This is a genomic window from Sphingomonas beigongshangi, from assembly GCF_016820445.1.
Lineage (GTDB): Bacteria > Pseudomonadota > Alphaproteobacteria > Sphingomonadales > Sphingomonadaceae > Sphingomonas > Sphingomonas beigongshangi.
Window position 1 is genome coordinate 12,823 of record NZ_JADHDT010000009.1, and the last position, 24,031, is coordinate 36,853.

General features: G+C 68.7%; 23 protein-coding genes and 1 tRNA gene. 4 read left to right on the forward strand and 20 right to left on the reverse strand.

Annotated elements, in window-relative coordinates; genetic code table 11:
* Nucleotides 1–23 precede the first annotated feature (23 nt).
* The 10 genes from IQ292_RS15865 to IQ292_RS17835 all read right to left on the reverse strand — a co-directional run bounded on the left by IQ292_RS15865 (nucleotide 24) and on the right by IQ292_RS17835 (nucleotide 7,935).
* On the reverse strand, nucleotides 24–194 hold the full coding sequence (locus tag IQ292_RS15865; RefSeq protein ID WP_203311305.1) for a DNA gyrase inhibitor YacG: 171 nt from the start codon (nucleotides 192–194) through the stop codon (nucleotides 24–26).
* A complete protein-coding gene (locus tag IQ292_RS15870) occupies nucleotides 194–1,147 on the reverse strand; it encodes a ribonuclease (protein ID WP_203311306.1) in 954 nt (317 codons plus the stop codon). Before IQ292_RS15870 ends, IQ292_RS15865 begins: the two co-directional genes overlap by 1 nt.
* Nucleotides 1,140–1,742, reverse strand: coding sequence for a Maf family nucleotide pyrophosphatase (locus IQ292_RS15875; RefSeq protein ID WP_203311307.1), 603 nt, complete (start codon nucleotides 1,740–1,742; stop codon nucleotides 1,140–1,142). Before IQ292_RS15875 ends, IQ292_RS15870 begins: the two co-directional genes overlap by 8 nt.
* Before the next feature lie 38 nt (nucleotides 1,743–1,780).
* Nucleotides 1,781–2,026, reverse strand: a complete 246-nt coding sequence (gene infA, locus IQ292_RS15880; protein ID WP_203311308.1) for a translation initiation factor IF-1 — start codon at nucleotides 2,024–2,026, stop codon at nucleotides 1,781–1,783.
* Between the two features lie 150 nt (nucleotides 2,027–2,176).
* Nucleotides 2,177–4,252 (reverse strand): hybrid sensor histidine kinase/response regulator, encoded by a 2,076-nt coding sequence (locus tag IQ292_RS15885; protein WP_238941171.1) that lies wholly within the window; start codon nucleotides 4,250–4,252, stop codon nucleotides 2,177–2,179.
* Nucleotides 4,253–4,314: 62 nt separating this feature from the next.
* Nucleotides 4,315–5,670 (reverse strand): FAD/NAD(P)-binding protein, encoded by a 1,356-nt coding sequence (locus tag IQ292_RS15890; RefSeq protein ID WP_203311309.1) that lies wholly within the window; start codon nucleotides 5,668–5,670, stop codon nucleotides 4,315–4,317.
* 14 nt (nucleotides 5,671–5,684) lie between these two features.
* Nucleotides 5,685–5,960, reverse strand: a complete 276-nt coding sequence (locus IQ292_RS15895; protein WP_203311310.1) for a DUF6356 family protein — start codon at nucleotides 5,958–5,960, stop codon at nucleotides 5,685–5,687.
* A gap of 388 nt (nucleotides 5,961–6,348) precedes the next feature.
* The gene (locus IQ292_RS15900; RefSeq protein WP_203311311.1) at nucleotides 6,349–6,609 is read right to left on the reverse strand and encodes a hypothetical protein; all 261 of its coding nucleotides are present in this window, start codon (nucleotides 6,607–6,609) and stop codon (nucleotides 6,349–6,351) included.
* A gap of 30 nt (nucleotides 6,610–6,639) precedes the next feature.
* Complete coding sequence (locus IQ292_RS15905) at nucleotides 6,640–6,867, reverse strand: hypothetical protein (protein ID WP_203311312.1); 228 nt, start codon at nucleotides 6,865–6,867, stop codon at nucleotides 6,640–6,642.
* Between the two features lie 711 nt (nucleotides 6,868–7,578).
* Complete coding sequence (locus IQ292_RS17835; protein WP_203311313.1) at nucleotides 7,579–7,935, reverse strand: winged helix-turn-helix domain-containing protein; 357 nt, start codon at nucleotides 7,933–7,935, stop codon at nucleotides 7,579–7,581.
* 304 nt (nucleotides 7,936–8,239) lie between these two features.
* Between IQ292_RS17835 and IQ292_RS15915 the strand changes: the two genes are divergently transcribed.
* A complete protein-coding gene (locus IQ292_RS15915) occupies nucleotides 8,240–9,571 on the forward strand; it encodes a M28 family metallopeptidase (RefSeq protein WP_203311314.1) in 1,332 nt (443 codons plus the stop codon).
* 141 nt (nucleotides 9,572–9,712) lie between these two features.
* Here the strand turns inward: IQ292_RS15915 and IQ292_RS15920 are convergent, their stop codons facing one another.
* Both IQ292_RS15920 and IQ292_RS15925 read right to left on the reverse strand, forming a co-directional pair.
* Nucleotides 9,713–9,886: a hypothetical protein gene (locus IQ292_RS15920; RefSeq protein ID WP_203311315.1), complete on the reverse strand. Its 174-nt coding sequence runs from the start codon at nucleotides 9,884–9,886 to the stop codon at nucleotides 9,713–9,715.
* 181 nt (nucleotides 9,887–10,067) lie between these two features.
* Nucleotides 10,068–10,158, reverse strand: a tRNA-Ser gene (locus IQ292_RS15925).
* 91 nt (nucleotides 10,159–10,249) lie between these two features.
* Between IQ292_RS15925 and IQ292_RS15930 the strand changes: the two genes are divergently transcribed.
* Nucleotides 10,250–11,131, forward strand: coding sequence for a peptidylprolyl isomerase (locus IQ292_RS15930; RefSeq protein ID WP_203311316.1), 882 nt, complete (start codon nucleotides 10,250–10,252; stop codon nucleotides 11,129–11,131).
* A 733-nt stretch (nucleotides 11,132–11,864) separates the two neighbouring features.
* Here IQ292_RS15930 and IQ292_RS15935 read toward each other — a convergent pair.
* From IQ292_RS15935 to IQ292_RS15965, 7 genes are all read right to left on the reverse strand, one after another.
* Complete coding sequence (locus tag IQ292_RS15935) at nucleotides 11,865–12,482, reverse strand: ABC-type transport auxiliary lipoprotein family protein (protein WP_203311317.1); 618 nt, start codon at nucleotides 12,480–12,482, stop codon at nucleotides 11,865–11,867.
* A gap of 5 nt (nucleotides 12,483–12,487) precedes the next feature.
* Nucleotides 12,488–13,450, reverse strand: coding sequence for an MlaD family protein (locus IQ292_RS15940; RefSeq protein WP_203311318.1), 963 nt, complete (start codon nucleotides 13,448–13,450; stop codon nucleotides 12,488–12,490).
* A complete protein-coding gene (locus IQ292_RS15945) occupies nucleotides 13,450–14,352 on the reverse strand; it encodes an ABC transporter ATP-binding protein (protein WP_203311319.1) in 903 nt (300 codons plus the stop codon). The genes IQ292_RS15940 and IQ292_RS15945 overlap by 1 nt, the downstream gene beginning before the upstream one ends.
* The gene (locus tag IQ292_RS15950; protein ID WP_203311320.1) at nucleotides 14,352–15,452 is read right to left on the reverse strand and encodes an ABC transporter permease; all 1,101 of its coding nucleotides are present in this window, start codon (nucleotides 15,450–15,452) and stop codon (nucleotides 14,352–14,354) included. The genes IQ292_RS15945 and IQ292_RS15950 overlap by 1 nt, the downstream gene beginning before the upstream one ends.
* Before the next feature lie 111 nt (nucleotides 15,453–15,563).
* Nucleotides 15,564–16,832 (reverse strand): DUF445 domain-containing protein, encoded by a 1,269-nt coding sequence (locus IQ292_RS15955; RefSeq protein ID WP_238941173.1) that lies wholly within the window; start codon nucleotides 16,830–16,832, stop codon nucleotides 15,564–15,566.
* 169 nt (nucleotides 16,833–17,001) lie between these two features.
* Nucleotides 17,002–20,229: an efflux RND transporter permease subunit gene (locus IQ292_RS15960; RefSeq protein WP_203311321.1), complete on the reverse strand. Its 3,228-nt coding sequence runs from the start codon at nucleotides 20,227–20,229 to the stop codon at nucleotides 17,002–17,004.
* Nucleotides 20,230–20,234: 5 nt separating this feature from the next.
* Nucleotides 20,235–21,419 carry an efflux RND transporter periplasmic adaptor subunit gene (locus IQ292_RS15965; RefSeq protein ID WP_203311322.1) on the reverse strand — a complete coding sequence of 395 codons (1,185 nt, stop codon included), beginning with the start codon at nucleotides 21,417–21,419 and terminating at the stop codon, nucleotides 20,235–20,237.
* Between the two features lie 237 nt (nucleotides 21,420–21,656).
* On the opposite strand from IQ292_RS15965, the gene IQ292_RS15970 reads away from it, so the two are divergent.
* Nucleotides 21,657–22,391 (forward strand): SIMPL domain-containing protein, encoded by a 735-nt coding sequence (locus tag IQ292_RS15970; protein ID WP_420853712.1) that lies wholly within the window; start codon nucleotides 21,657–21,659, stop codon nucleotides 22,389–22,391.
* A gap of 176 nt (nucleotides 22,392–22,567) precedes the next feature.
* Here the strand turns inward: IQ292_RS15970 and IQ292_RS15975 are convergent, their stop codons facing one another.
* The gene (locus IQ292_RS15975) at nucleotides 22,568–22,825 is read right to left on the reverse strand and encodes a GlsB/YeaQ/YmgE family stress response membrane protein (RefSeq protein WP_203311323.1); all 258 of its coding nucleotides are present in this window, start codon (nucleotides 22,823–22,825) and stop codon (nucleotides 22,568–22,570) included.
* Between the two features lie 148 nt (nucleotides 22,826–22,973).
* Here IQ292_RS15975 and ruvB point away from each other — a divergent pair, with 148 nt between their 5' ends.
* Nucleotides 22,974–23,999, forward strand: a complete 1,026-nt coding sequence (gene ruvB, locus IQ292_RS15980) for a Holliday junction branch migration DNA helicase RuvB (RefSeq protein WP_203311324.1) — start codon at nucleotides 22,974–22,976, stop codon at nucleotides 23,997–23,999.
* The last annotated feature ends 32 nt before the right edge of the window (nucleotides 24,000–24,031 follow it).

Below are 24,031 nucleotides of genomic sequence, written 5' to 3' on the forward strand. Positions count from 1 at the left end.
AACCGCGTTCGGAAGCGCGGCCTTTAGTGGGCGGATTCGCCGCTGTCCAGCCCGTCTTCGTGATTCTCCGCCACGGGGATGCGATAACCTTCGCTGAGCCATTGCAGGAGGTCGCGATCCTTGTGCCCGCGCGAGCAGAAGGGGGCGTGGGCCGGGTCGGCCGGCTTGTCGCAGATCGGGCAGGTGGCGGGCATCAGGCGCGCTCCAATTGGGGGATGAGACCGGTTCGGCGGGAAAGCGCCGCCATCCATGCGTGTTCCGCCATCAGCCGGTCATATACGGCGGGCGGCAGCCGGTGGCGGCGTGGCGCGCCAGGTGGCTCGCGCTCGAGCCTGCGCAGCGTCGCACGTGCCGCGGCGCCGACCGGATCGGCGCGCAGCAGCTCGGGCAGCGAGGCGCGCGGGCGCGGCCGGACGATCTGCAGGAAGCCGAAGCCGTTGACCGCGGTTCGTTCGAACGGCTGCGGCAAGGCCGCGTCGATCGCCTCGGCCACTGCCTGGCGCGTGGCTTTATCGGGCAGGGTGGGAAAGTCGATGCCGATCGAGCCGCCGATGCCATGGCGACGGACGGCTTGCGCCACCGCAGTGGCCGCCGCCAGTGCCAGGGGAGCGAGCGGCGGTGGTCCGTCGACGTCGAACAGCGTCATCGCCGGCGTCGGAGACAGTCGCAAATTACCGAGTGGGAAGGCGATCTCGCCACTGGCCGCCTCCTCCAGCAGCTCGGACCAGCCCGCCGCTTCCAGGGCGTCGGGCGCGTGTGCGGCGATCGGCCGGACGGGGACGCCGCTTGCGCCGAGGCGGGTGAAAAGATCGGGGCCGTCCGCCGGCATCTTGTCCGTCGCCACCGCCCGGGCCGGCTTGGGCCGCCCGGCCTCGGGTATCGCCTCTCGCACGATCTCCACCATCAGCCGCGCGCCCTGCGTGACGCCACCGGGGACGCGGGCGATGATCACCTCTCGTCCCGCGATGTCGAGACGCCCCGCCTGACCGGCCAGCGTCTCGACCAGCCGTGCCTGTGCGACCGTACCCAGTCGCAACGCATCGGGCAGCGCGATCCGGGCCTCGACGATCCGGCCGTCCACGACAAGAGCGGCGCGGTCCTCGCCGATCCCCGCTTCGTAGAGCCAGACGGCGCCGGACTCAGCCAAGCGCGATGCCGGATGCGATCAACAGCGCCCGCGTCTCGAACAGGGGAAGGCCGATCACACCCGAATGGCTGCCCTGCAGGAAGCGCACGAACGCCTCCGCACGGCCCTGGATGGCATAGCCTCCGGCCTTTCCCAGACCCTCGCCGCTTGCGACATAGTCATCGATTTCGGCCGGCGAGAGCGGCTTGAACGCGACGATCGTGTCGGCGAGGCGCGTGCGTACCGCACCCTTCGCGTCGATCGCGCAGACGGCGGACACGGCATGATGGCGGCGACCGGACAGGAGCGAGAGCAAGGTACGTTGCACGGCCTCGTCCTCCGCGGGGGGCAGGATGCGGCGGCCCAGCGCGATCGTCGTGTCGCCGGCGATCACCACCTCGCCGGCCGCCCGGTCGATGGCCTCGGCCTTCTCGACCGCGAGGCGCAGCGCATAGGCGCGCGGGAGTTCGCGCGGACGGGGGCTCTCGTCGATCGCAGGCGCGGCGATCCGCGCGGGCACCGCCCCGATCCGCGCGAGCAGATCGCGACGCCGCGGCGACGAAGAGGCGAGAACCAGCGTCGGCTGCGACGCCGGGGCGGGATGCGGCGCGCTCACGAGCGGCGCCCGCGAGCTTGCGCCGGCATGATCTAGGATCAGGCCGGCCCGGGGCCGCCGCGGCCGGGCATGAAGCGATAGGTGATACGACCCTTGGTCAGGTCGTAGGGCGTCAGTTCGACCAGCACCTCGTCGCCGACCAGCACCCGGATGCGGTTCTTGCGCATCTTGCCGGCGGTGTGACCCAGGATCTCATGGTCATTTTCAAGCTGGACACGGAACATCGCGTTGGGAAGCAATTCCACCACGCGGCCGCGCATCTCAAGCAGTTCTTCCTTGGCCAAACAAACCTCTGTCGAAAATCGTGCGGTGCGCCCTTAGCGCGAAGGGCACAAAAAGGGAAGGCACGGGCGATCCGCCGCCGCCGCGCTTCGGTTCGATGCTTTGCGTGCCGCGACAACGGATGTGGGGAGCGGGGCCCCCCGTCGCAAGCGTCAGTCGAGCATCGCACGGATGCGATGACACAGCACGTCGACGTCGAACGGCTTCGAGATGAGCGCCATACCCTCCGCGAGGAAGTCGCCCAGCACCATCGCCTGTTCGGCATAGCCGCTGACGAACAGCACCTTGAGTCCCGGTCGGCGTGCCCGCACCAAGTCCGCGAGGTCACGCCCGTTGATCCCCGGCAGGCCGATATCGGTGATCAGCAGGTCGACACGCCCCAGTGCCTCGAGCCGCGCAAGCGCCTCGCTGCCGTCGGCCGCCGGGCACACCGCATAGCCGAGGTCGCCGAGCAGGTCCGTTACCAGCATCCGTACCGCCGGATCATCCTCGACGAGCAGCACGGTTTCGCCCGCGCGCGCGGCGCGGCGCGGCGATGCCGCGGCCGTCGTGGTCGGCACGACCGACGCCGCTGCCCGCGGCAGCAGCAGGGCGACGGTCGTTCCGCGATCCGGCTGCGTCTCGATATGGACATGCCCACCGGTCTGGCGGACGAATCCGTAGATCATCGACAGGCCGAGGCCGGTGCCGACGCCGATCGGTTTGGTGGTGAAAAAGGGGTCGAAGGCGCGCGCGACCACGTCTGGAAGCATGCCGGTGCCGGTGTCGGTCATGGCGACGCGGACATAGTCGCCGGGTTCGACGTCGGCGCCGCTGCCGGGAGCGATGACATGATTACCGGTTTCCAGCGTCAGGAGCCCGCCCGCCGGCATCGCGTCGCGCGCGTTGATCGCGAGGTTGAGCAGCGCGCTTTCCAATTGGTTGTGATCGGTCAGCGCCGGCCACGTCGCGTCGGAGAGCGCCAGTTCGAGCGCGACATTCTCGCCGATGGTGCGCGCGAGCAGGTCTTCCAGCCCGGTGGCCAGCATATTGACGTCGGTCGCCCGGACATCGAGCGGCTGGCGGCGGGAAAAGGCCAGCAGCCGCTGCGTCAGGCCGGCCGCACGCTGCGCCGAGGTCGTCGCCGCTTCGATGTAGCGCGTGACCCGCGGATCGGACTGCATGCCCAGTCGCCGCCCGAGCAGGTCGAGACTGCCGATGACGCCGGTGAGCATGTTGTTGAAATCGTGGGCGATGCCGCCGGTCAGTTGGCCCACCGCTTCCATCTTCTGCGCCTGGCGCAGTTGCGCTTCGGTTTCGCGCAGCCGCGCCTCCGCCGTCTTGGCGTCGGTGACATGGCGACCGATGGCGAACACTTCGTCGGGACCTGGCGCCGCGACCCACTGAATCCACCGATAGCTGCCGTCCTTGTGGCGGAAGCGGTTCTCGAAGTTCGGCAGCGTACCCGCTTGTGCGGTCTCGAATGCCGCCTGCGTCGCCGCAAGGTCGTCCGGGTGCGTGAAATCGGTGGCATAGGCGCCGATCACATCGGCGGGATCGTAACCCAGCACCGTCTGCCATGCCGGATTGATACGCCGATAGATGCCCTCCGGGGACAGCGCGACCATCAGGTCCGGCGACGTGTTCCACATGCGGTCGCGCTCGGCGGTGCGTTCCTCGACCTGTCGTTCCAGCGTCTCGTTGAGTGCGGTCAGCGCCGCCTGGCTTGCCGCCAGGGCGCGATCGGCGAGCACGCGCGCGGTCGTCTCGTTGGTGAAGATGAACAGGCCGGCAATCCCGCCGCGTTCGTCGAGGACGCGGGAATAGGAGAAGGACCACCATGTGTCCGCCGCGCCGCGATCGGTATCGAGCTTCCATGGCAGGTCGTTGAATCGCATGCTCCGGCCCGCGAAAGCGTCGTCGATGATCGGCTTCGCCTGTTCCCACGCATCCGCCCAGACCTCGTTGAACGGAGCACCCATCGCCCAGTCCACGCGGGGGCCGAGTAGCGGGCAGTAGGTTTCGTTGAAAAAGAAGTGCAGGTCCTGCTCGCCCCAGCACAGGATCATCGATTCGGGCGAGTTAAGGACAAGGCCGAGCGCATTCTTGAGGCCGATCGGCCAGCCGGATGGCCCGCCAAGGGGATGGTCCGTCCAGTCCCGCGCCAGGATCAACCGCGTCGCCCGCCCGCCGCCTTGGAGAAAGCCGAGCTCCGGCGGCATGACGTGTTCGGGCGCGGCGTCGATCATCACGGGTCTCTTATCCGCAGTGCCGACGCGACATAAGGCACTAAACGAAATCAATGGCGTCTTTACAGTCCCTCGCCGCCGACCCAGTGCGCATTGGACAGTTTGCGCGCGACGCTCCACGTCTGCGTCCGGATGTCGGGCACCGCGACAATTTCCCAGAATGCGCCACGGGTCATCGGCCCGAGGGCGTAGAGCCAGTCGTTGGCACGTCCGTCCCGCGCGATCGTGCGCGCCGCCTCGTCCACATCGATGCCGAGATGCGCGATATCCGCCCGGATCGTGCCGCGATCCGCCAGCCGGCGCAGCAACGGCTCGGTGGTGCGTGACAGGTCGCCCTGCGGGCCGGTGCAGTTGACGATGCGCTGGACAACGAGCGTCTCCGGCATATCCGCCCCCCGGGGGCGCCAGCGCACCGCGACGCCGCCTGCATCCTCGACGAAATCGAGCGTCTTGCCCGCGGCCACGATCAGGCGGCCTTCGTCCTGCATCGCACGCAAACGCGCATGGACAGCCGGTGCCAGCCGGTGGCGATGGACGTCCCACCAGGGGCGCAGATGGCGCAGGAAGCGCGCGCGCTCCGCTTCGCTCGCATTGGCCCACATGCCCTGCGTGAACGGGCGCAGTTCGTCGACCGCCTGGCGCCATCCGACCGCATGGCCCTTGGTCCGCACCGAAGCGACGAGACCGGAAGCCACCGTCGCAGGACGCTCGCGCAGCCGGTCCGGATTGGGGGCGGGCGCGGCATGCTCGCGAGGCACCAGCCCCCGGCGCGACAGCGCGACGATACGCCCGCGGAAACCGCGCGCCTCCAACATCAGCGCGACGTCGACCATCGTCAGGCCGGTACCGATGATCAGGACGGTATCGTCGTCGCCAAGCGCGTCCGCGACATCGGCTGCCCAGGGATCGTTGCGATAGAGCGAGGCGGGCAGGGCGTTTGGATCGAAACCGGGCGGATCGTGCGGCGGCAGATTGCCGACCGCCAATACCGCCGCATCCGCGGCGATGCGCCGCCCATCGTCCAGGCAGAGGCACGCGCCGTTGCCGTCCGCGACCACGTCGCTCACTGCGCCGCCTATTACGGTCAGCCGCGAGCCAGCGCTTTGCCGCGCGGCATCGAGCAGGTCGCGCAGATAGGCGCCATAGGTGACGCGCGGTACGAACGTGCCCGCCGCGTCCGCGATACCCTTGCCCGCCAGCCACCGCACGAAATGATCCGGCTCGTCCGGAAAGGCGCTCATGTTCCCCGCCCGCACGTTGAGCACATGGCTCGGATGCGCGGCGCCATAGGCGATGCCGAGGCCGGGCACCGGCGCCCGCTCGACCAGGGTGGCGCGAGGCCCGTCGTGGCGTAGCAGGTTGATCGCCTGCAGCGTGCCCGAGAAGCCCGCGCCGACGATTGCGACATGGCGGATCATGCCGGCGCGTCTACTCAGATTTCGTAGGAGAGGCAGCCCCTCGCGGCATTTTCCGCCTCTATCGCGGCATGCGTGCGCCCGTGCATCTGCGCGTGGAGGCGGCGAACCGTGGCGCTGCCCGTGGTCGTGAACAGCGCCGGCACAAGCCCGTGAACGATGCAGGCGATCCCGCCGCCGATCATTGCGCCGCCGAAGCGAAACGCGGTCGCCGCATGCGCGCGATAGCTTTCACCGACGTGGCGTGGATGCGCGACAAAGGTCGCCTCGATGATCTGGGGCAGGGATCGCATTGGTCGGTCACCTCCGGGGCCGGTCAGGTTACGATCCCCTGCGCCGGTCCGGCAAGTGGCAAGGACTGCGGCCTGACCCGTCGCGAGCCCTGCCCATCGTCACCGGCGCTGGCTTCCCCAACAGATATACCGGCCCGAGAGCTATATGCGCCCAAGAGCTATCCCGATTGCGTCGACGCGTCCGGCCCCGGCGACGTTCCGCTTCGCCGCGTGCCGAACGCAAAGCAGTCGAATTCTCGATCTGCACGGACGAACCGATCGGTCGCCGACGGCGCTATCGCCCCGTGTCGTCTGGACCCGGATGTTCCGTTACAGGGCCGCGCCGAATGGGGGAGGGCGGATGTTTCATTTCGGAACAAGGCTGAACCCGAAGCGTAGTCGCTTTGCCTCAACGGCCCGGAGTGGCGCTCCGCTTTTCCCTTTCGCAGAGCGCCACTTCCTTGATCAGCGTGTCGCCTCGAACCTTGCGTGATCTCTGCCATTCGCCGGCCGATCGGTCATGTCCGGATTCCGGCGGCACGCCATGAATGCGTCGATCGACCGGGCCGAGCATATCTGAGGTCTGCCCATAGCCGCACGCCCGCTCCAGACGTATCGGCCGCGAGCATGTCGCGCGAAGCGGTGGCAGTGCCCGGTCGTCGCCGATCATGGCGCAGGATCCACGCCCTGATCGAGAGGCTCAACTGGGGTGCGCTTCGCTTTCCGCCGCAGCGGGCGTATCGTCGACCGGCATGATCGGGGCAGCGGTCTCGGAGCCGAGGACGGTGCCGGACTTGCTCTCGGCTTCCTCCAGCAACCGCATCTGCTCATAAGCGACCTCGAGATCGGCTGGCCCGGACCCGGTCGGCTGCATGGGCAGATCCCCGAAATCGCCGCGATCGTGGGTGGGTTCGTTCGGATTGGGCATGTCGTGCTCCTGCGGACGTCAGAACAGCATCAACGCACGGCAATCCATTCGGCTCAGGAAGAAATCTTCCGGCCGGGACTTCTCCCGCATTTTGGAACTGGCCTGGACGAAGGGGGGACGGAGGGCGTGAGGCGACCGTACATCTTTACTGGATGACCCGCGACGGAATGGCCCTAGCGGTGGTTCGGCTCGCGGATGCTGTCGACGGAGGTCTCGATTGGCGCATCTTCGGCAAGCGACGTGCCGGCCAGCCAAGGCCGCAGAGGCGTCAGTTCGTCTGCCGCAAGCTCAAGGCACCGAAGCCAGCCACCGCGACGGCGGACAGCGCAACCCAGATAACCAGAATCTTGCCCACGAACATCATGTCCCGCTTCCCTCGACCATGCCACCCCCCGGCGGACTTTCGAGGGCACAGTATGGTAAATTTTGACGGCTAGGCAAGGCAGTTGCACTGGCCTTCCATCAATTTGGATGCAATTGTCTCAAGCCTGCCTGGTCCGCCGTATCGTCGCCACGCTCCGTCGCGCCGCCCGCCGCGTCGTGGGCGAGCGGGTTTGACGGTGAGCGGCGTGCGCTGCGCCGACCGAATGGCAGCCGCGTCTGCACGATCGTCTTCGCGCGCAACGTCCACGCCATGTCCGACGGGGTCGGCCCCATTGCCGCACCGGTGGTTTGCAAGGGCGCGATAGGCCGGCAATCCGGCGCGCCGCTCTATTCGTGCTTTGACTCGGAAAACGTCCAGCGTAGCCCGGAGCCGCGCACACGCTCGATGGGGCAGGGATAGGGCGACGCGTCGAAGATGCGGCGAGCTTCATAGAGTGCGACGTCGATCAGCCGCGCGGATCGCGCCGCGCCTGATCCCAGGCGGTCCGCGAGGACGTCGAAGCTCAACGTGCGTCCGCGTACTTGCATCAGGCTTCCCAGAACTTCGCGGACCTGGGGCCGGCATTGTACGGGTTGGCCATCGATGCAGAAGGCGGGTGTGGTCGGATCATAGGAAAACGGCCCGTCGACGACGGGCTGCTCCCGTCGAAGATTATAGCCGCAACTAGGGCAGATACAGGTCAAGGTAGGCTACTCGTACGCAGGAACAGCGGTGGCGCTATGCCGTCTCGTGTCTCGGGTACCGATTGCGTCGCGCGTCAAGCGCACTGCGGTGAACGGCCATTGATCGCCGGACGACCCGTATCGAAATGGACCGGTTCGTGCGTCGAGAGCGATATCGCTGGACGATCGCCCGCTGCTCGCGGCGTGGCAGCGGCCCTCCGCATCCCCGCCGATCGGGTGTGCGGTACGGCAAGTCCGTCCCGGCTCGTGACATGCCGGACGGGGGAGCGCATAGCAGCGAAAAATGCGACAATCGGGGGATGACATGAGGCGCGCAATCATTCTGGCGCTGGCACTGATGACGGCGGGCGGCGTCGCGCAGGCGCGGAGCGACGTCAGCCCCGCGCGTGTGCGGGCGCATCTCGACTTTCTCGCGGGACCGGAATTGCGGGGCCGCGGCAGCGCGACACCGGACGAAGCGGTCGCGGCTGCCTATGTCGCATCGCAACTGCAAAGCTATGGCCTGCAGCGCGCGCCAGGGATGACCGGCTTCCTGCAGCGGATACCGGTGCTGCGCCAGGTACAGGCAGCACCGGCAGAGCTTCTGATCGACGGTGTCGCGGCAAGCGACGTCACGCTGCTACGCGGTGCCGGCGGCGTGTGGGGTGGCAAGGTCGCCGTGCTCGGGCATGTCGCACCCGGCACGAAGGCGTCGGTGCTGGTCGTGCCCGATGCCGCCGCGCCACGTGGCGACATCGCGAAAACACGGACCGACCTCGGCGCCAGTGTCACGATCGTCGCGGCGGACGCGAATAGCCGGCGGGCCACCGAAGCGAGCGGCGGCCGGCCCAGCCTGCCGATGTCCTTTGCCGACGAGGTTCCTGGCGCGCGCAACGCGACGGTCGCGGTCGGCCCTGCGACGATGGCGCGCCTGCAGCGGCAAGGCGCCACGGCCGTCCTGTCGATCCCCTTCACCCTGTCCCACGACGTGACGACCAATGCCATCGCCTACCTTCCGGGGCGTGATCCCGCGGCGGGCGTGCTGCTGCTCACCGCCCATCTCGACCATCTCGGGGTCGGTGCGGACGGGACGATCTGGCCGGGGGCGAACGACGATGCGTCGGGTACCGTGGCACTGCTCGAGATCGCGCGCGCGATGGCCTCGGGCAAGGCGCCGCGACGCGGCATCCTGTTCGTCGCTTATGGATCCGAGGAACGCGGCGGCTTCGGTTCGCGCTGGTTTGGCGACCATCCCCCCGTTCCGCTCAGCCAGATCGCCGCGAACATCGAATTCGAGATGATTGGGGCCCGCGTGCCGAAACTGGCGGCGGACCGCCTGATGATGACCGGGTACGAGCGATCGGATCTGGGCGCGGCCTTGCGTGCGCATGGGGCACTCGTCGACGCCGATCCCTATCCCGAACAGCATTATTTCCAGCGTTCGGACAATTACGCGCTCGCGCTCCGCGGCGTCGTTGCGCATACCGTTTCAGGGTACGGCGAAGTCGATACCTATCATACGCCGCTGGACACGCCGGATCGTATCGACGGAGCGTTCATGGTGCGGGCGATCGAGTCGCTGATGAAGCCGATCCGCTGGCTTGCCGACAGCCGCTTCACTCCGACATGGGCAAAGGGAGGCCGTCCTACCGAATGACGCCCGGCCACTGGGATAGAGCAGCGCCGTCTCACCGCTAGCGGGTCGTCCGGCGGATGGGTGCACAAAGGCACCATTCTGAAAAATATGCTGCAAACGGTTGAGAATCTCCGATAGTTCCGATACGGCTTCATCTACGGATCATGTAGTGAGTCGGTGGAGGTCGCGATGATCGCGCACAACCACCATCAGCAGCGTGCGGTACAGGAAAATGACATGCGGGCGTTCGCGGCTGCTCCAGTCGCGCAGCTGCACGAGGTCATGCTTCGCTACCATATCGAAAAATGTCGCACCCTGACCGATGGTGATAGTCATTGCTTGCACTGCAGCGTCGCGCGAGCCTGCGTACGCCACCACATGGGGCTGGCCGCCGGTCACATCGTGTCGGTCGTCGACTTGGTCGAGCGGAGCTCGAGCACCGATTGATCGCGGCAGACGGCGAGCGCTGGGCCCTTCACTGATGGCAGTAAAAACGGGGCGGGGCCGGATCAGCCGGTGGCGGAGCGGGAGGGATTCGAACCCTCGATACGGTTTTGCCGTATACTCACTTTCCAGGCGAGCGCCTTCGACCACTCGGCCACCGCTCCGCATCTTCCCGGAAGGATGCGCGCCTAGCGGTTCGCGGGGCGGTTCGCAAGGCGATTGCGTATCGCGCGCCACCGCGCCAGTCTGCGCCGCATGACCAGCCTTGCCGCGCTCGCCGCCGTCGCCCTGTCCGCAGCCGCTCCGCTCGCGCCGATCCAGGTCGCGCCGCCGCCGGCCGCGCCCCTGCCGTCCGATCCGCTGCCGGCGGACTGGCGGACGATCCCGGACGACGAATTGCTGATCGTCACGCTCGCCACCGGCAGGCAGGTCGTCATCCGCCTGGCGCCCCATCTGGCTCCCGCGCATGTCGCCAACATCCGCGCGCTGGCGAGGGCGCGCTGGTGGGACGGCACCAGCGTCTATCGCGTGCAGGAGAATTGGGTGACGCAATGGGGCGACGCGACCGAGAAGAAGCCGCTGCCCCCCGGCATTACGGACAGTCCCGCAGCGGAGTTCGACATCGCCAGCTTCGCGCCTGCGGTGCGAATGCGGCGGCCGGACAGCTATTCCACCGCTTCCGGGATCACCGCCGACGGCTGGCCGGTGGCGACCGACGGCAAGGCGGCGTGGCTGACGCATTGCTACGGCATGGTCGGCGTCGCCCGCAACGACCTGCCGAGCACGGGCAGCGGCGCGGAGCTTTTCACGCCGATCGGCCAGTCAGCGCGGCGGCTGGACCGCAATTACACGGTCGTCGGCCGCATCGTCGAGGGCATGCAATATCTGTCGGGCCTGCCGCGCAGCGATGCGCCGATGGGCATGTACGACAAGGACAGCGAACGCGTGCCGATCGTCTCCGTGCGTCTGGCGAGCGACCTGCCAGCTGCGGAGCGACCCCATTTCCAGTATCGCGCCGCCGACAATCCTCGCTTCGCCGCCGCCGTGGCCCGGCGCGAGGTTCCGCCGCCGCCGCTGGTATCGCTGGGCGGCGCGGCGGTATGCGACGTGCTGCCCGTGGTGCGGCGCGCGCCCTAACGTGCGATCCAGCAACGCTGAAGGGCCGATACCGCTTCCACGCACGTGATCAAACGCTGGGGCGGCTGGCGGTGTAAGGGCCTGAGGGGGAGGCGGCGCGGGTCCAAGCCTGGTGACCTGACGCTGAGCGAGGCCGCAGCGAGAGACGCGCCGCGTTCAATTTTTCCGGTCCGGTCCCGTCGGGGGCTGCGTCATGCCGCCGATTGGGCGGCGCGGCGATGTGCGACGTGCTGCCCGCCGTGCGGCGCGCACCCTGAGGCGCCTGGCGGTGTAAGGGCCTGAGGGGAGGCGGAGCAGGCCAGGCCTGGTGACATGACGCTGAGCGAGGCCGCAGCGAGAGACGCGCCGCGCTCGATGTCTCCGGGCCGGTCCCGTCTGGGGCTGCGCCATGCCGCCGATCCGGATCGGGTTCGACGCTCGATACGGGCCGGGCCCGTATCCAAGGTATCGGGTCAGCCGTTGCAGGAGCTTCGTCGAATGGCGTCAGATGGCCCCGTCCGGGAAGCGTGGGCCGACCGACGGGTATCCGGATGCCCAAAGGTCACAAAGGTCGCAGTGTTTAAGGGCCCCGTCTGCCGGTCACGCGCCGCTGCCGGGCGGCGCACGCCATCCGGCAGCCGTCTCGACCGCGGAGCGATGACCGATGAGAATGAGCGGGCAGCATACCGCTTCGCCCACCATAGCACTTAGGCCCATCCGTAGGAAAACGAAGATGGATCCGCTTCGGCTGTAATTAGCCCTGCGAGACCCAGGCCGCCACGTCCGCCGCGACCTGGTTCGCGGCCTGGCTGAGGCCGGTACCGGCGCTGGCGGCGTCGATCGTGGCGACGGGGACGCGGGCCTCGAACCGGCGCTTTTCCACTGTCGTCTTGCCCGCGCGGGTCAGCGCGGCATCATAGACGACGACCGCCTGGCGCTGGCCGGCGTCGAAGCCGAACTGGCGCAGCTCACCGGCGAGCGTCGCGCTGGGATCACCGACCGACTGGATGCTGGACAGCACGACCATGTTGCCGCGCGTCGTCACCGCATCGGAGAGGAGGCGGGCGAAGAGCCGCGACGGCGGTTCGGACCATTGCGCGTTCTTGACGTAGGCGACTTCAGTCGGCGTCGTCCACACCGGCACGCGCGCCGTCGCGATCGCCGCCGGGCTGGTCGGCACCTGGATGACGATCGAACGCGCCTTGGCCGAATCCTGCACCGCCCCCTGGGCGGGCGCATAGTCCGACTGGAGCGTCAGCAACTGGGGCGGCGGCTTCGCACCGAAGCTGATGCAGCCGGCGAGCGGCAGTGCGGCGGCGACCGCGAGGAGCAGGCCGGAACGGCGCGCGGGGCGTGTTGGGTGCGTCTGCATGGCGGTCACTTGCCCTTGTAGTCGGGGAGCTTCTGTTGCCCGATCAGCGAGCTGGCGCCGCCCTGATCGACCTTGTCGGCGATCGACGACAGCGCGGTGGCGGTGATGCGCAGGTCACGGACCAGCCGGTTCGCTTCCGGGATCGTCTGTTTGGAGAAGGTCTGCAGGCCCGGACGCGCATCCTGGATCGCCTCGTTGAGCGTGTCCGCGCTCTTGCGGGCGGAAGCGATCGCGCCGTTGAGATTCTGCAGCGTCGGCTTGACGTCGTCGGACAGCACGCCGTTGGTCGTGTCGGCGAGCTTGCCGATCGATTCCGCGGCATTGCCGGCCTGCTGGATGGCGACGCGCGTCTGCGCCAGCGTCGCGGCGATCTCCGGCCCGCGATCCGCGAGCGCCGCGCTCAGGCGGTTGGTGTTGTCGAGGATGCCCGCGATCGACGCCTGGTTGCGATCGGAGAGCAGCCCGGTGAGCCGCTCGGTCAGCGTCGAGAGCCGCTCGAGCAGCTGCGGTGCGCTGTTCAGGATCGCGCCGATGCCGCCCTGCTTGGTCGAGATGACCGGGACGCCATAGGGGCAGAGCTGCGCATTGGGCTCGTCGGGGCATTTGATCTCGGGCGCGCCCTTGCGACCGCCGTCGAGCGCGACGGTGCTGGTGCCGGTGAAGCTGCCCTGGATCGTCGCGGTCGTGCCCTGCAGGATCGGGGTGTCGTCGTTGACCGTCACGCGTACGCGGACGAACTGGGGATCGGGCTTCCACAGCACGATCTCCTTGACCTGCCCGACGGGCACGCCGGAATAGGTGACGGTCGATCCCTTGGCGACACCGTCGACGCTCTGCTTGAAGAAGATGTCATATTCTTTTTCGCGGGCGCCACCCAGGCGCGCGATCCAGACGGTGAAGATCGCGAGGACGGCGAGCAGGATCAGCACGACCGCGCCGACGATCACATGGTTGGAACGGGTTTCCATCAGTCGGTCCTCGCCTGCTGCGCGGGGGTCTCGGTGGCGGCGGCACCGGAGTCCTGGAGTTGCTGTTCTTTGACCTCGGTCGGATGCGCCTCGGCGCGCTCCTGCGCCTCTTGCGTCGCGATCGCGGCGCGGCCGCGCGGTCCCTTGAAATATTCCTGGATCCAGGGGTGGTCGAGCGCGAGCAGCTCGTCGATCGTGCCGACGGCGATCACCTTCTTGTCCGCGAGCACCGCGACGCGGTCGCAGATCGCATAGAGCGTGTCGAGGTCGTGCGTGATCAGAAAGACGGTCAGCCCCAGCGTCTTCTGCAGCGACTGCGTCAGGCTGTCGAAGGCGGCGGCGCCGATCGGGTCGAGGCCCGCGGTCGGCTCGTCGAGGAAGAGCAGTTCCGGATCGAGCGCGAGCGCGCGGGCGAGGCCGGCGCGCTTCTTCATACCGCCCGACAGTTCGGCGGGGTATTTGGGCCCCGCGTCGGCGGGAAGGCCGGTCATCACCACCTTGTAGGACGCGATCTGGGCCATCAGCGCGGGCGGCAGGTCCTTGTAGAATTCCCGCAGCGGGACCTCGACATTCTCCGCGACCGTCAGCGTCGAGAAGAGCGCGCCGCCCTGGAACAGGACGCCCCAGCGCTTGCGGATCTCGACCGCCTCCGTCTCCTCGCGGCCGATCGTCGGCTCACCGAAGACGGTGATCTCGCCCTCCACCGGCGTCTGCAGGCCGATGATCGAGCGCATCAGGACGGATTTGCCGGTGCCCGATCCGCCGACGACGCCGAGGATCTCGCCGCGCCGCACGTCGAGGTCGAGGCCGTCGTGGACGATCGAAACGCCGAACGCGTTCTTCAGCCCGCGGACCTGGATGATCGGCGCGTCGTCGCCGCGCTTGCCGACGGGGTGCGCCATCAGTTCCACCCGACCCAGGTGAAGAACACCGCGAAGAAGGCGTCGAGCACGATGACCAGGAAGATCGCCTGCACCACCGCCGAGGTGGTGCGCAGGCCGACCTGCTCCGCGTCCGATTCGACCAGCATGCCCTGGAAGCAGCCGGCGATGGCGATGATCGCGCCGAACACGGGCGCCTTGATCAGGCCGATGTACAGGTCGGTGATCGGCACGACCTCGCGGATGCGCTGCATGAAGGTGACGGGCGGGATGTCGAGACCGATCCAGCACAAAAGGCCGCCGCCGATCATCGCGATCAGCGACGAATAGAAGCCGAGCAGCGGCATCAGCAGCACCGCGGCGATCGTACGCGGCAGCACGAGCGCCTCCATGGGAGAGACGCCGATGGTGCGCATCGCGTCGATCTCCTCGGTCAGCTTCATCGTGCCGAGCTGCGCGGCAAAGGCGGAGCCGGAGCGGCCCGCGACCATGATCGCGGTCATCAGCACGCCGAGCTCGCGCAGGGTAAGGCGGCCGACGAGGTTGATCGTGAACACCTCTGCGCCGAACTGCCGAAGCTGAACCGCGCCCTGTTGCGCGATGACGATGCCGATCAGGAAGCTCATCAACCCGACGATGGCGAGCGCCTGGACGCCGACGACCTCGAACCGGTGGACGGTGGCGTTGAAGCGGAAGCGCGACGGATGGCGCAGGATCGCGGCGAAGGCGAGCGTCGTCGCGCCGAGGAAGCCGAGCAGGCCATACAGCGTCTTGAACGCGATGATGACGGCGTCGCCGACCTCGCCGACGAGCTGGCCGACGATGCCGCGCCGGTCGGTGCGCAGCGCGACGGGCTGGTCGGCGGCGGCGACCTGGTCGAACAGGTGGCGGCCGTCCTCGTCCAGACCCTCCACGCCCGCCTGGGTGCGTGCGGCGAGACGGTGGATCAGCCAGGCGCCGACGGTGTCGATCCGGCCGACATGGGACAGGTCGATCGTCGCGACGTGGCCGGAAATCGCATCGAGCCGCGCGGGAAGGTCGCCGATCGACCGCAGCAACAGGTCACCGGAGAAGCGCAGCGTGCCGCTGCCATCCTCGCTGAAATCGGCTGTCGCGCTCATCGGCTACGCTCTTGAGCCATCGCATGGGAATCGGCAAGCCGCATCATGCATGCGGCGGACGCTTCGTCCGGTTTCGTCGCATTCATGTCCGGTAAAAACGGGCGGTGTGCGTCAAATGAGGACGTCCACGCCGTGGATCGCGAGGCCGACGAGTCCGCCGACGAGCGTGCCGTTGATGCGGATGTACTGGAGGTCGCGGCCGACGGCATTCTCGAGTCGCCGCGTGATCGTCTGCGCGTCCCAGCCGCGCACCGTTTCGGAGACGAGCCGCACGATGCCGTCGCCGTAATCGGCGGCGATGCCGACGACGGTGCGGCGGACGAAGCGGTTGATCGACCGCGACAGGCGCGGGTCGTTGCCCAACGTCTGGCCGAGCTGGCGCAGCACGTCGCCGAGCTGTCCCTGCATCGCGCTTTCGGGATCGCGGGCGATGGCGAGCAAGCGGCCGCGCGCCTGTTCCCACAGGCCGTCGAGCCAGCGCTGCAGCGCCGGATTGTCGATCAGCTCCGCCTTCATCGCATCGACGCGCGCGGCGGTATCGGGATCGTGCTGCAGGTCCCAGGCGAGGCGGTCGAGCCCCTCCTCGATCTTGAGGCGCATCGGATGGTCCGGATGCTCGCCCATGTCCGCGATCAGCCTGTCGAGCCCGTCGATCAGCTTGTCCGCCACCGTCTCGTCGAGGCCGGTCCAGCGCAGGATCGAGCCCGCGCGGTCGTGCACCATCTGGCGGACGAGATGCTCGTTCGCGGCGAGCGCCTTCGCCGCCCAGCGGATCGCCGAATCGAGCAGGGGGGCGTGGCGATTGTCCGCGATCATCGCGCGGAGCAACTGGCCGAGGATCGGAGCGACCGCCGTCTCGCGAAGCCGGCCGGCGATGCCCGCCTTGACCATGCCGCCGAGTCGCGCGGGGTCGAGCCCCTCGAGCAGCTGCGCGACCAGCTTCGACGCACCGGCGCGGAAGCGGCCGCCAGCGCCTTCCGGCGGATCGGTCAGCCAGCGCACGATCGCGCCCGCGACGTCGAAGCGGCGCATGCGGCGCGCGATCACCGCGGGCTGGAGGAAATTGGTGCGCAGGAAGACCGCGAGCGTATCGCCGATCCGGTCCTTGTTGCGCGGCACGATCGCGGTGTGCGGGATCGGCACGCCGAGCGGGTGGCGGAAGAGGGCGGTGACCGCGAACCAGTCGGCGAGGCCGCCGACCATCGCCGCCTCGCTGAACGCCTGGACGAAGCCCCAGCCGGGATGCAGCGGCGCGAGCGCGCGACTGGCGAGGAACAGCGCCGCCATCGCGACCAGCAGCGCGGTCGCGACCACGCGCATGCGCACCAGGGCGGGGGGCGGCGCCTCTGGCAGGGTGCGTGCGCGGGAGAGGGCGGTCATCACCGAAACAATCCCCGAACGCGGGGAATGTTCAAGAGGGGGCAAGTTCGTCTTCCCGCCGCGGGCGGGTATCCAAAGACGCCGAGCGCGGTCCGTGTGCGCCACGGCCTTCGTGCGTCCGGATCTCCACCCGCGCGGAGGAGGCTGGGGTGGCCGGGGCGGACCGGCCTCACTCCGCCGGCTGGTCGCCCTCGAAGCCGATGCGGCCGGGCGCCGGGCCGAGGCGCGGACCCTGCGGCTCGCCCGCCAGGCCGATCACCGCACTGCCGTCGTCGCCGGGGCGATAGGTCAGCAGTCGCCGGCCGAGGCGCGGCCCGACGAAACGCTCGATGCCCACCGACAGGCTGAACGCCGCAGGCACGATCAGCAGGGTCAGCAGGGTCGACAGGGCGAGGCCGCCCATCACCACGATGCCCATCGGCGCGCGCCACGATCCGTCGCCGCCCAGCGAGAGCGCGGTCGGCACCATGCCCGCGACCATCGCGACCGTGGTCATCACGATCGGCTGTGCGCGCTTGTGCCCCGCGTCGACGATCGCGGTCAGCGTGTCTACGCCCTTCGCCATCTCCTCCAGCGCGAAGTCGATCAGCAGGATCGAGTTCTTGGCGACGATGCCGAGCAGCATCAGCAGGCCGATGAACACCGGCAGCGACACCGGCGTTCCCGTCGCCCACAGTGCGAGGAGACCGCCGAGCGGGGCGAGCAGCAGCGATCCCATGTTGACGAACGGCGGCAGCGCGCGGCGGTACAGCAGTACCAGCACCGCGAAGACGAGGAAGACGCCGCTGATCACGGCGATGATGAAGTTGTGGATCATCTCGCCCTGCCACTTGGCCTGGCCGAGCGTCAGCTTGTTGACCCCGATCGGCAGGTTCTTGAGCGTGGGAAGCGCGTCGATCTGCTTTTGCGCGACGCCGGACAGCACGCCGGGCGCGAGGTCCGCGCCGACGGTCAGCTGACGCTGCTGGTTGACGCGGTCGATCTTGGTCGGTCCCGCGCCGAGGCCGATGTCGGCGACGACGCTAAGCGGCACCGACCCGCCGTTCTGCGTGGTGACGGGCAGGTTCTGGATCGTCGACAGTTGGGTGCGCGCGCCCTCGTCCAGCGCGACGCGGATCGGCACCTGGCGGTCCGACAGCGAGAAGCGCGCCGAATTCTGGTCGATGTCGCCCAAAGTCGCGATGCGGATCGCGCTGGATAGCGCCTGCGTCGTCACGCCCAGATTGGCGGCGAGGTCGAGGCGCGGCTTGATCACGATCTCCGGCCGCATGATGTTGCCCGACACGCGCGGCGCGGTGAGCGTCGGCAGCTTGCTCATCTCCGCCACGATCTGGTTGGCGGTCTTCATCAGCAGGTCGGGATCGTCGCCGCCGAGCACGACCGTCATGTCGCGGCCCGACGAGCCCCAGCCGAACTGCGAGCGGAAGCTCACGCGCGCGTCGGGGATCTTGGCGAGTTCGGGGGCCAGCTTGCGCTCGAACTCGGTGCTCTTCAGCTTGCGGTCGTCCTTCAGCGTCGCGCTGACGCGGCCGGTGTTGACCGCGCCGTTCTGGCCGGTGCGCGCGTAGACCGACGCGACGTCGGGCTGCTTGCGCAGGAAGTCGGCGACCTGGCGAACGACGGCGTCGGTCTGCTCCAGCGTCGTGCCGGGCACCATCTCGATCGTCGCGGTCGAGGTGTCATTGTCCTGTTCCGGGCTGAACTGCATCGGTAGCACCCCGAACATAACCAGCGTCAGCACGAACGACAGCAGGCCGATCCCGCACACCCAGGCGCGATGGTCGCGCAGCCGGCTGGTGATCCGGTGCAGGCCGCCGCGCGCGGCGCTGGCCTTCGCCCGGCTGCTGTCGAGCGTCCAGCGCAGCACCGCCATATAAGCGTCCATCAACCGCCCCTCGCCATGGCTGGCGGGACCGGCGGACTTGAGGAAATAGGCCGCGATCATCGGCGTCACCATGCGCGCCACCGCGAGGCTCATCAGCACCGAGACGACGACGGTGAGGCCGAAATTCTTGAAATACTGGCCGGAGATGCCCGGCATGACGCTGACGGGCATGAACACCGCGACGATCGCCATCGTCGTCGCCAGTACGGCGAGGCCGATCTCGTCCGCCGCGTCGATCGATGCCTGATAGGCCGATTTGCCCATGCGCATGTGGCGCACGATATTCTCGATCTCCACGATCGCATCGTCGACCAGCACGCCCGCGACCAGGCTGAGCGCGAGCAGCGTCATCTGGTTGAGGTTGAAGCCGAGCAGATCCATGAACCAGAAGGTCGGGATCGCCGACAGCGGGATGGCGAGCGCGGAGATCAGCGTCGCGCGGGTGTCGCGCAGGAACAGGAAGACGACGAGCACGGCGAGGATCGCGCCCTCGATCATCGCGTGGATCGCGCTTTCATATTGCATCTCGGTGTATTTGACGCTGTTCGAGCGCAGCACGAAATGCACGGAGGGGTTGCGCTTCTCGAGGTCGGCAAGCTTCTTGACCGCGCCGTTGAACACGCTGACGTCCGACGCGCCCTTGGCGCGCTGGAAGTCGAAGCTGATCGCCTGGCGACCATCGACCGCGGCGCGGCTGCGCTGTTCGGCGTAGAGGTCGCGGACCTGCGCGATGTCGGCGAGCCGCACCGTGCGGCCCGCGCTGACGGGGATCAGCGTCTGGCCGAGCTGATAGGCGTTCTTGGCGTTGCCGAGCACGCGCAGCGATTCCTCGGCGCCCGCGATCTGGGCGCGGCCGCCCGCGGCGTTGAGGTTGATCGCGCGCAGCTGCTGGTTGACCTGGCTGGCGGTCAGACCCTGGCTCTGCAGCTTGGCGGGGTCGAGGATCACGCGGATCTCGCGGCTGACGCCGCCGTTGCGGTTGACCGCCGCCATGCCGGGCACCGACAGCAGCTCCTTGGTGACGGTATTGTCGATGTACCAGCTGAGCTGTTCGACCGTCATGTCGCTGGAGATCGCCGAATAGCTGGCGAGGTCGTTGTCGGTGGTGTTGGCGCGGAATACCTGCGGTTCGAGGATGCCGTCGGGCAGGTTGCTGCGGATCTGCTGGATCGCGCTGCGCACGTCCTCGACCGCACGATCGATCGGGGTGCCGATCGCGAGCTGGACCACCGTTTGCGACTGGCCCTCCGTCACCGTCGAATTGATCTCGTCGACGCCCTGCAGGCTGCGCAGCGCCGATTCGACCTTTTGCGTGACCTGGTTCTCGAGCTCCGTCGGCGCCGCGCCGGGCTGGCTGATCACGACGATCGCGACCGGGAAATCGATGTCCGGATCGTTGTTCACGCTCATCTGCATGAACGAGACGATGCCCGCGAGCGTCAGCGCGACGAACAGGACGATCGGGGGCACCGGGTTGCGGATCGCCCAGGCGGATATGTTGCGGAAGCTCATGACGTTCAGCTCGCCTTGAGGGTGGCGGCGCGCACCACCGGCTTGACCTTTTGCCCCGGCGACAGGAACCCGCCCGCCGACTGGACGACGCGTTCGGTGCCGTCGAGACCGCTGGCGATCGTGATGCCGGTGTCGAACACCTCGCCGACCTTCACGTTGCGGCGTTCGACCTTGTCGTCCTTGCCGACGATATACACGAAGCTGCCCTTGTCGTCACTCTGCAGCGCCGAGTTGGGCAGCAGGGGCGCCTGGCCCGCGCCGCCGACGATCGTCGCGGTGGCGAACCCGCCGGGGCGGAGAGCGGGGTCATAGGCGATCTGGACGCGCGCCGTGCCCTGTCGCGTCTGCGGATCGATGACGGGCGACAGCTGCCATACCGAGCCGGGGAAGCTGCGCGTGCTGCCGACCGGCGTCACCGTCGCGCGCGATCCGACATGCAAGCCAGACAGATCCGATTCCGCCACCTGCGCGCGCAATTCCATCTGGCCATCCATCGCCATGCGGAATAGCACGCCCGACCCCGCGCTCACGATCTGGCCCGGCTCGACCTGCCGGGTGAGGACCAGGCCGCCGGCGGGCGCGCGGATGTCGAGGCGGCCGTTGCGCGCCTGCGTCTCGCGAAGCGCGGCCTGCGCGACGCGGACCCGCGCGGCGGCGGCGTCGCGGGTGGCGGCCTTGCGCTGCAGATCCGCCTTGGAGATGAAGCCGCGGTCGACGAGTGCCTGCGCGCGCTCGAGCTCCGCCTGTGCGATGTCCTGATCCGACTTGGCGACGGCGACCTGTGCCGCGAGGCTCTGCGCCGTCTGCTGCTGGACCGACCGGTCGACCGTGGCGAGGACCTGACCCGCCTTCACCCACTGACCGGGTTCGACGAGCACGCGCGTGACGAGGCCGCCCTCGCCGGCGACGCCGACGGGCAGGTCGCGCTTCGCGGCGAGCGTGCCGGTCGCGTTGACGGTGCGATCGACCAGCTGCCGGCCGGGGACGACGACGGTGACGAGCGGCGCCTGTTCGGGGCCCTTGGTCTGCGGCGCGGCATGTTTGCGGCCGAACAGCAGCCAGCCGGCAAGGACGAGCGCCAGCACGACGACGACGGCCACGACGATCTTGCGCAGGCGCCCGCTGGGTGCCGGCTCGCCGGGGAGCGCCAGTCGCTCTTCGTGCCCGATCGATCCCGTCTCGTAGTTCATGCCCGTCCCGTCCCCTTAGTGCCGTTGCGCAGGCACGTGCGTTGCGAACAGCTGTGTTATATGAATATATCACCAAGCTCAAGCCCCGCCGGCGAGCGGTCGCGGACATGCCCGAAAGCCGTTGGCCCCGCAAGGAAAAGCCCCGTTCAGCCGAGGTTGATCCAGCATGCGCCACGGAGCGTTCCACACGGATCAGGACGGATCCGCAACGATAGGGAGACCAGGCACGTGAAGCTGATGACGGGATCGATGGCGATGGTGGTGGCCGCGACGCTGGCGGGTGCGCCGGCCGCCGCGCAGCAGGGCGCCGCTCAGACGGTCGAGCCTCTGGTGCCGGCGTCGGGTGCCGTGCTGGAGGTGTCGGCGGAAGGGCGCACGACGCGCGTGCCCGATCTGGCGACGATCCGCGCCGGTGTCGTGTCGCAGGCGGCGACCGCGGCGGCGGCGCTGTCGGACAATGCCCAGCGCATGGCGCGCGTGCTGACGGCGCTGAAGCGTGCCGGCGTCGCGGACCGCGACATCGCGACCGCGACGGTCAACCTCGCCCCGCAATATCGCTACGCGGACAACCAGCCACCGGCGATCACCGGATATCAGGCGACGAACAGCGTGACGATCCGCTTCCGCGACGTCGCCAGGTCGGGCGCGATCCTGGACGCGTTGGTCGCCCAGGGGGCGAACCAGATCGATGGGCCGACGCTGTCGATCGACAAGCCCGACGCGGCGCTGGACGAGGCCCGTACCGATGCGGTCAAGCGGGCGCGGGCCAAGGCGGACATCTATGCCGCGGCGGCCGGGCTCCGCGTCGTGCGCGTCGTCTCGATCTCCGAGGCCGGGCAGGACGCCGGCGGCGGCGATCCGGTGCGGCCGATGATGATGATGCGCGTACGGGCCGAGGCCGCGCCGACGCAGATCGCGCCTGGGGAAAAGGACGTCACAGTGACGCTGTCGGTTCGCTTCCTGCTGCAGTGACGGCCAGGGCCCTCCCCGCGCCGCGGGGAGGATGGGGGGCAGCCCCACGCCCACGCGCCGGCTCTGCTTGGCTGCCCCCTCCGCTGCAAAAGCAGGGGAGGAATGAGAATGTCGAGGCACTAAAAAGGCCGCCCGGTTGCCCGGGCGGCCCTTTTCGCGTCCAGCCGGGTGAAGGCTTAGCGGACACTGCCGCGACGCACCAGATTGACGATCCCGAGCAGGACCACCGCGCCGAGCAGCGACACCAGGAACGAGGTCAGCGTCAGCGGAGCATTGTTGATCGAACCGCCCGACAGGATCAGGCCGCCGATGAAGGCGCCGACGATGCCGACGACGATGTTCAGGAAGATGCCCTGCTGCGCATCGGTGCGCATGATGATGCTGGCCAGCCAGCCGATGACGCCGCCGATGATAAGCCAAAGAATGATACCCATAGGTCCCTCCGTTCAGCCCGTGCGCGGGCTCTGCCAAAAATACTCTCGAGGCAGGCGAAATGTTCCGCGAGCGTTTCGGTTGCGACGAAATGCTCTTGACAGGTCATTTTCCTTTGCGGCGCCGCACCCGCGCGCTACGGAACGAAGCGTGACCGACGCCGACCGCCTGCTGACCGCCGCCCGCCGCCCCGAGGATGTCGATGCGGCGCTGCGCCCGCGGAGCCTCGACGATTTTGTCGGCCAGCAGGCGGCGCGCGAGAACCTGCGCGTGTTCATCGAGGCGGCGCGCGGTCGCGGCGATGCGCTGGACCATGTCCTCTTCTTCGGCCCCCCGGGCCTCGGCAAGACGACGCTGGCGCAGATCATCGCGCGCGAGATGGGCGTCGGCTTTCGCGCCACGTCCGGGCCGGTCATCGCCAAGTCGGGCGACCTCGCCGCGCTGCTTACCAACCTCGAGGACGGCGACGTGCTGTTCATCGACGAGATCCACCGCCTGCAGCCGGCGGTCGAGGAGGTGCTCTATCCCGCGATGGAGGATCGCGCGCTGGACCTGATGATCGGGGAGGGGCCTTCCGCGCGCAGCGTGCGCATCGACCTGCCGCGCTTCACGCTGGTCGGGGCCACGACGCGCCAGGGGCTGCTGACCACGCCGTTGCGCGACCGGTTCGGCATCCCGGTGCGGCTGCAATTCTATACGGTCGAGGAACTGACCCGCGTCGTCAGCCGCGCCGCGGGGCTGCTCGACCTGGGGATCGCGCCCGACGGCGCCGCCGAGATCGCGCGACGCGCGCGCGGCACGCCGCGTATCGCGGGCCGGCTGCTGCGCCGGGTCCGCGACTTCGCCAACGTCGCCGGTGCCGCGGTGGTCGACGCCGGGGTCGCCGATCGCGCGCTCAACCGGCTGGAGGTCGATACGCTCGGCCTCGACGCGATGGACCGGCGCTATCTGACGATGATCGCCGACATCTATCGCGGCGGCCCGGTCGGGGTCGAGACGCTGGCGGCCGGCCTGTCGGAGCCGCGCGACACGATCGAAGAGGTGATCGAACCCTATCTCATCCAGCTCGGCCTGGTGGCCCGCACCGCACGCGGCCGCGTGCTCAACGCGGGCGGGTGGAAGCACCTCGGCCTCAACCCGCCCGTCGGCAGCCAGGACGGTCTCTTCGACGCCTGACCGCCCGCCACCGCACCGGAAGGCGGATCGGC

Bases quoted from the DNA above. Each gene is read 5' to 3' on its own strand.
- IQ292_RS15865 (WP_203311305.1), bottom strand. From the start codon at position 194: ATGCCCGCCACCTGCCCGATCTGCGACAAGCCGGCCGACCCGGCCCAC.
- IQ292_RS15885 (WP_238941171.1), bottom strand. From the start codon at position 4,252: ATGATCGACGCCGCGCCCGAACACGTCATGCCGCCGGAGCTCGGCTTT.
- IQ292_RS15890 (WP_203311309.1), bottom strand. From the start codon at position 5,670: ATGATCCGCCATGTCGCAATCGTCGGCGCGGGCTTCTCGGGCACGCTG.
- IQ292_RS15895 (WP_203311310.1), bottom strand. From the start codon at position 5,960: ATGCGATCCCTGCCCCAGATCATCGAGGCGACCTTTGTCGCGCATCCA.
- IQ292_RS15900 (WP_203311311.1), bottom strand. From the start codon at position 6,609: ATGATCGGCGACGACCGGGCACTGCCACCGCTTCGCGCGACATGCTCG.
- IQ292_RS15905 (WP_203311312.1), bottom strand. From the start codon at position 6,867: ATGCCCAATCCGAACGAACCCACCCACGATCGCGGCGATTTCGGGGAT.
- IQ292_RS15915 (WP_203311314.1), top strand. From the start codon at position 8,240: ATGAGGCGCGCAATCATTCTGGCGCTGGCACTGATGACGGCGGGCGGC.
- IQ292_RS15920 (WP_203311315.1), bottom strand. From the start codon at position 9,886: ATGACTATCACCATCGGTCAGGGTGCGACATTTTTCGATATGGTAGCG.
- IQ292_RS15930 (WP_203311316.1), top strand. From the start codon at position 10,250: ATGACCAGCCTTGCCGCGCTCGCCGCCGTCGCCCTGTCCGCAGCCGCT.
- IQ292_RS15935 (WP_203311317.1), bottom strand. From the start codon at position 12,482: ATGCAGACGCACCCAACACGCCCCGCGCGCCGTTCCGGCCTGCTCCTC.
- IQ292_RS15940 (WP_203311318.1), bottom strand. From the start codon at position 13,450: ATGGAAACCCGTTCCAACCATGTGATCGTCGGCGCGGTCGTGCTGATC.
- IQ292_RS15945 (WP_203311319.1), bottom strand. From the start codon at position 14,352: ATGGCGCACCCCGTCGGCAAGCGCGGCGACGACGCGCCGATCATCCAG.
- IQ292_RS15950 (WP_203311320.1), bottom strand. From the start codon at position 15,452: ATGAGCGCGACAGCCGATTTCAGCGAGGATGGCAGCGGCACGCTGCGC.
- IQ292_RS15955 (WP_238941173.1), bottom strand. From the start codon at position 16,832: ATGACCGCCCTCTCCCGCGCACGCACCCTGCCAGAGGCGCCGCCCCCC.
- IQ292_RS15960 (WP_203311321.1), bottom strand. From the start codon at position 20,229: ATGAGCTTCCGCAACATATCCGCCTGGGCGATCCGCAACCCGGTGCCC.
- IQ292_RS15965 (WP_203311322.1), bottom strand. From the start codon at position 21,419: ATGAACTACGAGACGGGATCGATCGGGCACGAAGAGCGACTGGCGCTC.
- IQ292_RS15970 (WP_420853712.1), top strand. From the start codon at position 21,657: ATGACGGGATCGATGGCGATGGTGGTGGCCGCGACGCTGGCGGGTGCG.
- IQ292_RS15975 (WP_203311323.1), bottom strand. From the start codon at position 22,825: ATGGGTATCATTCTTTGGCTTATCATCGGCGGCGTCATCGGCTGGCTG.